Origin of the sequence: Tundrisphaera lichenicola, from assembly GCF_051175385.1 — a bacterium.
In the GTDB taxonomy this organism is placed as follows: Bacteria; Planctomycetota; Planctomycetia; order Isosphaerales; family Isosphaeraceae; genus Tundrisphaera; species Tundrisphaera lichenicola.
Map to the genome: position 1 here is coordinate 4388648 of NZ_CP195106.1, position 11908 is coordinate 4400555.

General features: G+C 64.7%; 8 protein-coding genes, 1 tRNA gene and 2 rRNA genes. 4 read left to right on the forward strand and 7 right to left on the reverse strand.

Going from position 1 to position 11908, the window contains the following annotated elements; translation table 11 throughout:
• Window positions 1-207 precede the first annotated feature (207 nt).
• From P12x_RS17305 to P12x_RS17315, 3 genes are all read right to left on the reverse strand, one after another.
• On the reverse strand, window positions 208-828 hold the full coding sequence (locus P12x_RS17305; protein WP_435011680.1) for an IS630 family transposase: 621 nt from the start codon (window positions 826-828) through the stop codon (window positions 208-210).
• The gene (locus tag P12x_RS17310) at window positions 710-1285 is read right to left on the reverse strand and encodes a winged helix-turn-helix domain-containing protein (RefSeq protein ID WP_435005114.1); all 576 of its coding nucleotides are present in this window, start codon (window positions 1283-1285) and stop codon (window positions 710-712) included. The genes P12x_RS17305 and P12x_RS17310 overlap by 119 nt, the downstream gene beginning before the upstream one ends.
• A 254-nt stretch (window positions 1286-1539) precedes the next feature.
• Window positions 1540-2163 (reverse strand): tyrosine-type recombinase/integrase, encoded by a 624-nt coding sequence (locus P12x_RS17315; RefSeq protein ID WP_435005649.1) that lies wholly within the window; start codon window positions 2161-2163, stop codon window positions 1540-1542.
• A gap of 58 nt (window positions 2164-2221) precedes the next feature.
• On the opposite strand from P12x_RS17315, the gene P12x_RS17320 reads away from it, so the two are divergent.
• Entirely contained in the window at window positions 2222-2797 is a 576-nt protein-coding gene (locus tag P12x_RS17320; protein ID WP_435005114.1) for a winged helix-turn-helix domain-containing protein, read from the forward strand.
• Entirely contained in the window at window positions 2727-3299 is a 573-nt protein-coding gene (locus tag P12x_RS17325) for an IS630 family transposase (protein ID WP_435011681.1), read from the forward strand. The genes P12x_RS17320 and P12x_RS17325 overlap by 71 nt, the downstream gene beginning before the upstream one ends.
• On the opposite strand, the gene P12x_RS17330 is transcribed toward P12x_RS17325, so the two are convergent.
• Both P12x_RS17330 and P12x_RS17335 read right to left on the reverse strand, forming a co-directional pair.
• On the reverse strand, window positions 3296-3982 hold the full coding sequence (locus tag P12x_RS17330) for a hypothetical protein (RefSeq protein ID WP_435005650.1): 687 nt from the start codon (window positions 3980-3982) through the stop codon (window positions 3296-3298). The genes P12x_RS17325 and P12x_RS17330 overlap by 4 nt on opposite strands.
• Before the next feature lie 111 nt (window positions 3983-4093).
• Window positions 4094-4167 (reverse strand) — tRNA-Val (locus P12x_RS17335).
• A 357-nt stretch (window positions 4168-4524) separates the two neighbouring features.
• Between P12x_RS17335 and P12x_RS17340 the strand changes: the two genes are divergently transcribed.
• Together P12x_RS17340 and P12x_RS17345 are read left to right on the forward strand one after the other, a co-directional pair.
• Entirely contained in the window at window positions 4525-7134 is a 2610-nt protein-coding gene (locus tag P12x_RS17340) for a DUF1553 domain-containing protein (protein ID WP_435005651.1), read from the forward strand.
• Between the two features lie 45 nt (window positions 7135-7179).
• Entirely contained in the window at window positions 7180-8613 is a 1434-nt protein-coding gene (locus P12x_RS17345) for a DUF1501 domain-containing protein (protein ID WP_435005653.1), read from the forward strand.
• Between the two features lie 170 nt (window positions 8614-8783).
• Here P12x_RS17345 and rrf read toward each other — a convergent pair.
• Both rrf and P12x_RS17355 read right to left on the reverse strand, forming a co-directional pair.
• Window positions 8784-8891, reverse strand: a 5S ribosomal RNA gene (rrf, locus tag P12x_RS17350).
• A 193-nt stretch (window positions 8892-9084) separates the two neighbouring features.
• Window positions 9085-11892, reverse strand: a 23S ribosomal RNA gene (locus P12x_RS17355).
• Between the last annotated feature and the right edge of the window lie 16 nt (window positions 11893-11908).

The following is an 11908-nucleotide window of genomic DNA, read 5'->3' on the forward strand; positions in this document are numbered from 1 at the left end:
ATGGCGGAGGACGCAGGTCCAGTGCTCCTCAAGGACTTCGCGAAACCCCGTCTCGGGGCGTTTCGCGAAGCGACCCTTCGCCGGGGCCGGGACCGACGGGCGGGGGCGACCCGAAGTTGGCCGGTGGCCTCGGGACGAGGGGATGGCATCCCGAAAATGCTTCGCTCGCACCACTGGCTGGTAAATCATACCGAATCCCCTGGATGACTAACCATTGAGCTCGACCGCCCAGCTGAAGCCGACGGCTCCGCGGACGACCTCGGGGTGGTCGATCAACCATCGGCACCGATCCAGGACAGGGACCTGCATCGTGGCCAGGTCGTTGAACCCCAGGTTGGCCACCGCCTCGCGTACCAGCGGCCAGAGCGGCTCGACCGGCTGTAGCTCCGGCGTGCAAGGCGGCAGTCGGTGCAGCACCACGTTGACCGGGATCGCCAGCCTCCTGGCCACGTGCCAGCCGGCGTTGTCCACCATCAGCACCAGCAACTTCTCCCCGGCCGGGTCGGCCCAGCGGGCGAATTCCTCCAACGCCAGGCCCATCCAGTCGGTATTGGCCGAGGGCAGGATCAGCTCCAGGTTCCGCCCGCTGGCCGGGTGCACGAAGCCGTAGACGTAGGCCCATTGGTACTTGGTCCGGCCATAGGAGAGCGGCCGATGGCCTCGCACCGCCCAGACCCGACGGGTGATCGGCTTGAGCCCCAGCCGGGCCTCATCCTCGGCCCAGACCTCGACCACTCGGCCGGGGTGCTCCCGACGTAGGCGGGCGACTCGATCGGCCAGGGCGTCTTTTCCACGCCCGCTGCGAAGCGGGCGTGGCGGCCTCCGGATGTCGGGGTCGGGGGACCTGCAGCGAGAAGCCCAGGCCACGCAGCCATCTCCAGCCGGTCTGCTTGCGGATGTGGACGTCCCAGCGATCGCGGACGAAGGTGGCGACCTTGGCCCCGGTCCAGAGCCCGCCGTCGGGCGGCGACTGGCGGAGGGCGGCCCAGAGATCGACCTGCTGCTCGGGGGTGAGCTTGCTCTGGCCGCCGTTGGTGGTAGCCCTCCGGTCGCCCAGGCCATCGGGCCCCTGGGCATTCCAGCGTTTGAGCAAGGCGCGGGCCCAGACCGGAGTCAGGCCGACCTGCTGGGCGGCCTGAGCCGGGCTGAGCGGCTGGTCCGGGCGAGTTAGGAGCCAGATCACCTGCCAGTGGGTCTTCTCGATGCCGGAGCGGCACGCGCGATAGCGGCGAGCGATCTCCTCGGGGGGCAGGTGCAGGACGATGGGCAGTCGTTCGTTCGCCATGGGGAACCTCCGTGGAAGTAGGAGATCCCCCTATGATAACTCATCCGGAAGATTCCGTATCATCCGTCATCCGGATCAATAACCGGTCGCCCCTGGCGTATGCGAGCACGAGTCTCGATGGCCCCGGGCAAGGCAAAGGTCTGCAAAACCTACATCGGCGATTCGCTCTACCCGATTCATTGATCTGGGATCGCGTTATTGCTGGCGGGGGCGGGCCGCCCGTCTGGGGGGGCTCCGGACGAACGGCCGAACTCTCAACCTATCCGCCGCATGACCTCGACGGCCTTCTCCAGGTCGCGCTCGGCATAGACCTGGGTCACGTCGGCCCGGGCATGCCCGAGCACGACCTGGGCGGACTCCAGGTCGAACTCCTTGCGGATTCGCGTGGCGACCGAGTGGCGGAGCCGGTTCGGGTGCCAGCGATGGGCCTTGCGCCAGGCCAGCAATTCCGCCCTCTGGGCATCCGACAATTCGGATTCCTTGACAGTCGAGAGAGTCGGGTGCGGGAACGCCCGATCGCAGGCCCGTTCGATGGCCCGGTGATAGGGCCGCTTGTCGTACCGATCCCGGGGACTTCTCTTCGGATTCGCCTTCGGCCGGCGGGCGGCCTGGCTCGGGGTCATCGGGCTCCGTCGACCCGCCCTCGCCTCGGCATTGCGAATCTCCACGGCCCGGGTTGGGCTGAACGCGAACGATTCTGGGTCGCCGACCAGCCAGGGCTCGAGGATGGCCTGTGCGGCCGGACCGATCGGGATGGCCCGGGTGAAGCCCTTGTCCTGCGTCTTGTGCCGGTGCGGTTTGTAGATCCAGACCTCGCCCGAACGGTCGACGTCGGCGGCCCGCAACGCCATCACCTCACCCGGCCTCATCCCCGTCATACGGAATCTTCCGGATGAGTTATCATAGGGGGATCTCCTACTTCCACGGAGGTTCCCCATGGCGAACGAACGACTGCCCATCGTCCTGCACCTGCCCCCCGAGGAGATCGCTCGCCGCTATCGCGCGTGCCGCTCCGGCATCGAGAAGACCCACTGGCAGGTGATCTGGCTCCTAACTCGCCCGGACCAGCCGCTCAGCCCGGCTCAGGCCGCCCAGCAGGTCGGCCTGACTCCGGTCTGGGCCCGCGCCTTGCTCAAACGCTGGAATGCCCAGGGGCCCGATGGCCTGGGCGACCGGAGGGCTACCACCAACGGCGGCCAGAGCAAGCTCACCCCCGAGCAGCAGGTCGATCTCTGGGCCGCCCTCCGCCAGTCGCCGCCCGACGGCGGGCTCTGGACCGGGGCCAAGGTCGCCACCTTCGTCCGCGATCGCTGGGACGTCCACATCCGCAAGCAGACCGGCTGGAGATGGCTGCGTGGCCTGGGCTTCTCGCTGCAGGTCCCCCGACCCCGACATCCGGAGGCCGCCACGCCCGCTTCGCAGCGGGCGTGGAAAAGACGCCCTGGCCGATCGAGTCGCCCGCCTACGTCGGGAGCACCCCGGCCGAGTGGTCGAGGTCTGGGCCGAGGATGAGGCCCGGCTGGGGCTCAAGCCGATCACCCGTCGGGTCTGGGCGGTGCGAGGCCATCGGCCGCTCTCCTATGGCCGGACCAAGTACCAATGGGCCTACGTCTACGGCTTCGTGCACCCGGCCAGCGGGCGGAACCTGGAGCTGATCCTGCCCTCGGCCAATACCGACTGGATGGGCCTGGCGTTGGAGGAATTCGCCCGCTGGGCCGACCCGGCCGGGGAGAAGTTGCTGGTGCTGATGGTGGACAACGCCGGCTGGCACGTGGCCAGGAGGCTGGCGATCCCGGTCAACGTGGTGCTGCACCGACTGCCGCCTTGCACGCCGGAGCTACAGCCGGTCGAGCCGCTCTGGCCGCTGGTACGCGAGGCGGTGGCCAACCTGGGGTTCAACGACCTGGCCACGATGCAGGTCCCTGTCCTGGATCGGTGCCGATGGTTGATCGACCACCCCGAGGTCGTCCGCGGAGCCGTCGGCTTCAGCTGGGCGGTCGAGCTCAATGGTTAGTCATCCAGGGGATTCGGTATCAGTTGCTGGACCTGGATCATGGCCCGGACCGGCTTGGACACGAAGGGGAGCACCGCCTCGACATGTTCCGGGGACACCGGGCGGACCGGCTCGGACTCCCTCGCCCCGCCCTTACCCCTCTGGAGCCCACCGACGGCCTTCAGGCCCTCCAGGACCCCCGGGGGGATCAACTCGTCGGCGACGGCCCACTTGAACATCCTCCGGATCTTGCCGACCCGGGAGTTGATCGTGTTGCGGCAGAGCCCCGCGTCGATCATCGCCTTCCGGACCGCCTTCAAGGCTAGCGGGCCGAACCGGGCCGCCTCGGACTGGCCGTAGATCTGGCGGAGGGGCCGTATGGCGTCTCGGATGCTGGCCAACTCCCGGCCCGGGAGCCCGTCGCGGGCGTAATGCCCCTCGGCGAATCGCCAGTATCTCAGGATCAGCTCGTCGATCGTCAGATCGGTCGAGGCGGCAGGGCCTGACTTCGGCTGGGGAGCCGAACCGCCGTTGGCGAGGTATTCGGCGATGACCCGGTTATCGGCGATGACCCGGTTATACTCGGCTCGGCTCTGGGTCGTCCCGAATTTACCGAGGTAGTACGAACGGCCCCGCAGGACCACGATGGCCTGGCCGGTCGCCTTGTGGAGGCGGTACGAGGGGATTTGCCGGCGGGAAAGCATGTGCGACACTCCTCCTTCGGGTGAGTAGACTACTCACTTGCGAGGGATTCGGGCCGCACTGCCGACCATCGGCAGGTAACGTAAATCGTTTCGGCGTAACCATTTCGGGAGTGGGCGATACTGGACTCGAACCAGTGACCCCCGCCGTGTGAGGACGGTGCTCTAACCAACTGAGCTAATCGCCCGAATATGTGGGTCCAGGAAGACCAACGAACGTCCATGGCTTGACGAGGCGATTGAGGTTCCCGGAGCACACTTCGTCTCCAGGAGCATTTTGCACTTCTCGCTCCATTTCGCAAGGGTTTCCTCCCAAGCTTTCTTGAGATGAGGCTTCCGTGCGGGCTCTGCGACTCTCAGGCCTGGGGCGTCCGTCCGGTCGTTCTCGGGTAGAACGTTATCCCGGGCGCGTCGCGGATGAACCGAATCAGCGAAACGCCAGGCTCCGAGCGGGACTCTGTTCCTTGACCGATCGTCCAAAGCTAGATAGATTTGATGAAATTTGTTAAACACTCGATCGCGCACCCTGACGAACGAAACGAGCCATGCCGATCTCTTTTTCCATGGCGTTGCTGCTCTGCTCGGTTGCTCCCGGGGTCGATTATTCGCGCGATATCAAGCCAGTCCTGGCCCGTCGATGCTTTGCCTGCCACGGTCCGCTCAAGCAAAAGGCCGGGCTCCGGCTCGATTCGTCCGAGTTGATCCGCCGAGGAGGGGATGGCGGACCCTCGATCGAGCCGGGCCACGCGGACGAGAGCCTGCTCGTCGAGCGGTTGGCCGCCCCAGAAGACGACCGGATGCCGCCCGAGGGGGCTCCGCTGACCTCCGACGAGATCCGGCTGATTCGAGGATGGATCGATGGCGGTGCCGTCGCACCCGCCGATACTCCGCAGCCCGATCCTCGCGATCACTGGTCGTTCCGTCCTCCGAAACGGCCAGAGGTTCCCTCGCGACCGGACTCCAACAGGATTCGAAATCCGATTGATGCCTTCCTCGGATCCGCTCGCGATGGTCGAGGATTGCAACCGGTCCCGCCTGTCGAGCCGGGCGAGTGGTTCCGGAGGGTCTCGCTCGACCTGATCGGGCTGGCCCCTAGACCTGAGGAAATCCGGGCGTTCGAGGCCGACCTCTCCCCGGATGCCTATGTAACGGCCGTGGATCGGCTGCTCGCCTCTCCCCGTTATGGGGAGCGTTGGGGGAGGCACTGGATGGACATCTGGCGTTATAGCGATTGGGCCGGATTCGGGGCCGAGGTCCGCGAAAGCCAGCCGCACATCTGGCGATGGCGCGACTGGATTGTCGAGTCGCTCAATCTCGACAAGGGGTATGACCGGATGATCGTCGAGATGCTGGCCGCCGATGAGGCGGCTCCCGGAGATGCCGATGGGCTCCGGGCGACCGGCTACCTGGCCCGGAGTTGGTACAAGTTCAACCGGAACTCCTGGCTCCAGAACACCGTCGAGCACTCGTCCAAGTCGTTCCTCGGTCTGACGATCGCCTGCGCCCGCTGCCACGACCACAAGTATGACCCGATCAGCCAGGTGGAATACTACCGATATCGTGCGTTCTTCGAGCCCCACGATGTCCGGACCGACCGACTCCCGGGCGAGCCCGACATCAAGAAGGATGGGCTCGTCCACGCCTACGACGCCCGAACCGATGCCCCGACCTATCTCTTCGAGCGAGGGGACGAGAAGAATCCCGACAAGGATCACCCGCTCCCGCCGGGCTTGCCCGCGTTCCTCGGCGGAGACATCCCCATCGAGCCGGTCCATCTGCCGATCACCGTGACTTATCCGGGGCTCCAACCCTTCGCCCAGGCCGAGGTACTGGCCCAGGCCGAGTCGGGAGTGGCGACGGCCCGAGCCGCCCTGGATAAGGCCCTTCTCGCCAACCCTCGGGCGGAATTTGAGGAGAACGTCGCCCGGATAGGGCTGGCGGCCTCGCTCTGGAACCTCGAATCCGTCCGGGCGAGGATCGCCGCCGATCGGGTCAACCACGCCGAGCCTCGCGACTCCAAGCTGGGAGACATCCTCGCCTGGGAGGCTCGACGGATCGAAAGACAGGCCGATCTCCGGAAGGCCGAGGCAACGCTCGCCGAGTTGGAGCAGGCCGAGCGTGCCGCCAAGCCCTCCGAGAAGGCGAAGGCTGGAGAGTCCGTTGTCAAGGCCCGGGAGACGCTGGAATCGGCGAAGATCGCGGCTGCCAGGACTTCGGGGACTTATTCTCCTTTCGGGACCGTCTACCCGACGATCAGCACGGGCCGACGGCTCGCGCTGGCCCGCCGGATCGTGGGCCGGGAGAATCCGCTGGCAGCTCGCGTGGCGGTCAATCATATCTGGCTTCGACACTTCGGCCGGGCGCTAGTCCCTACGGTGTTCGATTTCGGACTCAATGGAACTCCTCCGAGCCATCCCGAACTCCTCGATTGGCTGGCCACCGAGTTCATGGATCGGGGCTGGAGCCTGAAGGCGATTCATCGATTGATCGTCACGAGCGATGCCTACCGGATGCAATCGACCGGCGGGCCGGATCACCCCTCCGCCGCGATCGACCCGGGGAATGCCTTCTACTGGCGGATGAACCCTCGAAGGATGGAGTCCGAAGCCGTCCGCGATAACGTCCTCCATGTGGCCGGTCGGCTCGACTTCTCGATGGGCGGGCCAGATCTCGAACCGGCCTCGGGGCTCACCTCGCGTCGTCGGAGTCTCTACTTTCGACATGCGGCCGAGAAGCAGATGCTCTTCCTGAGCGTTTTCGACGCCCCGAACGTCAATGCCTGTTATCGACGGGACGTGAGCGTGGTCCCCCAGCAAGCACTGGCGATGGCGAACAGCCCACTGGCTCTGGCCAATGCTCGTTACCTGGCCCGTGACCTCTCGCGAGAAGTTGGCGAGACGCCGGAGGCCGATGGCCCCTTCCTCGATTCGGCCTTCGATCGAGTCCTGGGCCGGTCCCCTTCGGACCAGGAGCGGAAAGTCTGCCGGGAATATCTCGCGAGTCAGTCGGAGATCCTCGCCGAACCCGAAAAGCCCGACGCCTTCCAGGCCGGTCCCGCCTGCGAGGTCGCGCCTTCGGGCGACCCTCATCAGCGAGCCAGGGAGAGCTTGATTCACGTGCTCATCAATCACCACGACTTCGTGACCATTCGTTGAAGGGGCAGAATGATGCGAAACGGCCCCATACAAGTACCCCGACGTATGTTCCTCACGGAAATGGGGATGGGATTCGCCGGCCTGGCGCTCGGTGCGATGCTCCATCGCGAGGGAGTGGCCAGGGCCGATGGCTCCTGGTCACCTCCCGATGGCCAACCCCACTTCGCGCCGAAGGCGAAGAACGTCATCTGGTTGTTCATGGTCGGCGGCACGAGCCACATGGAGAGCTTCGACCCGAAGCCCATGCTCAATCGGTACGACGGCAAGACCATCGCCGAGACTCCGCACAAGTCCGTGCTCGACTCCCCATTCAACAAGAAGAACGTCCGGGAGTTCGTCGCCGGATTGCACAAGGTTCAGCCCAAAATCTATCCGATGCAGGTCGGATTCAAGAAACGGGGCCAGTCCGGGATCGAGGTCAGCGACTGGTGGCCCCACGTCGGGGAGTGTGTAGACGACCTGGCCGTGGTCCGTTCGATGTGGACGACCGACAACGATCATGGGGCCCAGCTCCAGTTCCACACGGGGCGTCACGCCCTGGAGGGACCGTTTCCCACGATCGGATCGTGGATTCACTATGGGCTCGGCTCGCTCAATGACGACCTGCCGAGCTTCGTCGTGCTCGGGACGCCGCTGGCCGATTGCTGTGGAGGGATGAATGGCCACGGGTCGAGCTATCTCGGCCCCGAACACGATGGAGTCCGGCTCGCGGTCGACCCGGCCAACCCCCTGCCCTTCGCCTCTCCGGGCCCGAGCGTCTACCGGAAGGAACAGCAGAGCGAGTTTGACCTGATTGGAAAGCTCGATCAGATGGCGGTGGCCCGTTATCCAGACGATCCTGCCCTCCGAGCGAGAATCCGATCGTACGAGCTGGCCTTCCGGATGCAGTCTTCGGTTCCCGAGGTCGTCCGGTTCGACAGCGAGTCTGCCGAAACGAGATCCATTTACGGGCTGGACCGCGATACCACCCGGCCCTTCGGAGAACTCTGCCTCGCCTCTCGACGGCTGGTCGAACGAGGTGTCCGATTCGTCCAGGTCTTTCATGGATCGAACGGAGGCGCCGGGGCCTGGGACGCTCACTCCGACCTCAAGAATGGACATGCTCGACTCTGCGACCAGGTCGATCAACCGATCGCGGGGCTTCTTCGCGACCTCAAACGTCGGGGACTCCTGGACGAGACGATAGTGGTCTGGGCGACCGAGTTCGGCCGAACTCCGGGCGCCGAGGGGAGCGATGGTCGGGATCACCACCCGTTCGGCTTCTCCATCTGGATGGCCGGGGGCGGCATCAAGGGAGGGATCGCTCACGGTGCCACCGACGAGCTCGGTTTTCACGCCGTGGAGAACAGGCACTACGTCACCGACATCCATGCGACGGTCCTCCATCAACTCGGACTCGATCCTCGACGCCTCGAAGTCCCGGGTCAAAAGCGGCTCGAAATCGATCTTGGAACTCCCATCCGAGAAATTCTCGCCTGAAGGTTGCTCAGAATTTCGCATCGCCTCCTCACATTCGTGTTTTGAGGGAACATGACGCTCGGGAAGCGATTCGGGCCCGATCCAAGGTCCGCAGACACACGCGACATTGGCTCCAGCGCAACGAAAAGGCCCGCCATCCCCGGTTGGGGATGGCGGGCCTGGTTGGAAGGATCCGGCGATGACCGACTTTCGCGCTTGCGCACTATCATGGGCCTGGCGGGCTTAACGGCCGTGTTCGGGATGGGAACGGGTGGGACCCCGCCAGTATCGTCGCCGGAAATCGTCCGAGGGGCGGTCAGGCCCCCCGGACGCGGTGGTCCGGGTGTGGGTCGCACTTCGCAGGTTCGTTCGTGGTCGGTGGGGTGGTGGCGTCCATCCTCGACGAGGCCTCTTCGGAGGGGTCGTCGGATGATGAGATCTGGCTCGCACTCGGATCGGGGTCCGCGCCTTGGGGGGCGGGGGCCGATCGGGGTGGTCAAGCCGCTTGGCTGTTAGGACCGGTCGGCTGCGACGGTCGCCCGCCGTGCACTCCCGGCCTATCGACCTGGTCGTCTTCCAGGAGCCTTCAGACCCTGCGGGTCATGGAAACCTCGTCTTGAAGAGGGCTTCGCGCTTAGATGCCTTCAGCGCTTATCCTTTCCCGACCTGGCTACCCGGCGATGCCCCGAGCGGGACAGCCGGCACACCAGAGGTCGGTCCTCCCCAATCCTCTCGTACTAGGGGAGACCCTTCGCAAGTTTCCTACGCCCACGGCAGATAGGGACCGACCTGTCTCACGACGGTCTGAACCCAGCTCGCGTACCGCTTTCATTGGCGAACAGCCAAACCCTTGGGACCTTCTCCAGCCCCAGGATGCGATGAGCCGACATCGAGGTGCCAAACCTCCCCGCCGCTGTGGACGCTCGGGGGAGATCAGCCTGTTATCCCCGGAGTACCTTTTATCTGTTGAGCGACGGCCTTCCCATCCAGCACCGCCGGATCACTAAAGCCGACTTTCGTCCCTGCTCGAGCGATCGCTCTCGCAGTCAGGCACCCTTGTACTTTTGCGCTCGTGTTGCCCGATTGCCGACCGGGCCGAGGGTACCATGGCACTCCTCCGTTACGCTTTGGGAGGAGACCGCCCCAGTCAAACTGCCCGATGAACACGGTCCCGATCCGGGCCACGGATCGGTGAGGGCGGGCGCCATTTCAGGGTGGTATTTCACCGATGGCTCGCCGACGGCTGGCGCCGCCGGGTCGTTGCCTCCCACCTATGCTACACAGAAATGCCGACCGACCAGTGTCAACCTGCAGTAAAGGTTCACGGGGTCTTTCCGTCTGACCGCGGGTACGTGGCATCTTCACCACGGCTACAATTTCACCGGGTCCCTCGTGGAGACAGCGCTCCAGTCGTTACGCCATTCATGCAGGTCGGAACTTACCCGACAAGGAACTTCGCTACCTTAGGACCGTCATAGTTACGGCCGCCGTTTATCGGGGCTTCGGTCGCCAGCTTCTCTTGCGATCACCGGCTCCCTTAACCTACCGACACCGAGCAGGCGTCAGACTCTATACGTCCTCTTGCGAGTTGGCAGAGTCCTGTGTTTTTGATAAACAGTCGCTAGAGCCGATTCACTGCGGCTCGGGTTGCCCCGAGCACCCCTTATACCGAAGGTACGGGGTCATTTTGCCGAGTTCCTTCACGAGGGTTCTCCCGAACGCCTTCGGATACTCGCCTAGCACACCTGTGTCGGATTGCGGTACGGGCCGAAATGTCGTCCTCAGCGGGCTTTTCGTGGCCGGGTGAAGAAGGGCTTCCAGATCGAATGCTGTCGCCCTTGCGGGACGGGGGCGTCTATCACCCCGACCCTTCAGTTCCCGGCGTCCTCGCTGACTCAACCTTCATTTCGGGTGACGGAATATTAACCGTCTGCCCATCGGCTACGCCCTTGGGCCTCGCCTTAGGACCCGACTGACCCTGGGCGGATTGACCTTCCCCAGGAAACCTTGTGCTTTCGGCGGATGGGCTTCCCACCCATCTTGTCGTTACTCATTCCGGCATACGCACTCGCCCACGCTCCACCGGTCGTCTCCGTCCGGCTTCACTGCTGAGGGCGACGCTCTCCTACTACTCGGATAAATCCGAATCCGCGACTGCGGCGCGACACTTGAGTCCCCGTCATTTTCGGCGCGGGATGGCTCGACCGGTAAGCTGTTACGCACTTTTGAAATGGTGGCTGCTTCTAAGCCAACATCCCGGCTGTCACCGCGATCCCACTTCCTTTGCCACTGAGTGTCGTCTTGGGGGCCTTGGTCGGCGGTCTGGGTTGTTCCCCTCTCGAGCACGAAGCTTATCCCCCGCGCTCTGACTCCCGGGGTACGGCACGCGGTATTCGGAGTTGGGTTTCGGCGGGTAGGCGGGAAGCCCCCCGGCCGAATTCCGTCGCTCTACCCCCGCGTGCTAACGCCCGAGGCTGGCCCTAAAGCCATTTCGGAGAGAACGAGCTATCTCCAGGTTTGATAAGACTTTCACTCCTCCCCACGGGTCCTCCCCCGATTTTTCAACATCGGTGGGTTCGGTCCTCCACGACCGGTTAGGGTCGCTTCAACCTGCCCATGGGTAGTTCACCTGGTTTCGCGTCTACTGCGCCCGACAATCTCGCCCTATTCAGACTCGGTTTCCCTGCGGCTCCTCCCCTGAAGGGATTAACCACGCCGGACACAGTAACTCGCCGGATCATTATGCAAAAGGCACGCGGTCAGGCCGGCCGAAGCCAGACGCCCTCCCACCGCTCGTAGGCACGGGGTTTCAGGTTCAGTCTCCTCCCCTGGTCGGGGTTCTTCCCACCGTTCGGTCGCCCTACTGGGTTCGCTATCGGTCGTCATCGAGTACTTAGCCTTGCGGGAGGGTCCCCGCCGATTCAGGCCGGGTTTCACGTGCCCGACCCTACTCGGGTACCGGATAGGGGAGGTCGCATTGTCGCCTACGGGACTGTCACCCGCTCCGGTGCCGCTTTCCAGCGGGCTTCGGCTAACGCTCACTCATCCCACGACTCCGGCCCCACGACCCCGGGTGGTGTCCCACCCGGTTTAGGCTGATCCCCGTTCGCTCGCCGCTACTGAGGGAGTCTCGGTTGATTTCTTTTCCTCCGGGTACTGAGATGTTTCAGTTCCCCGGGTCTCCAGCGGGTATTCCGGGATCGACGCTCGTTGGGCAGCTCCCCCGGACCTTTCGCGGCCTTCCACGCCCGCCATCTGATGACGCCTAGGCATCCCCCCCGTGCCCTTAGGAGCTTGACCACGCCGATCCGAACCC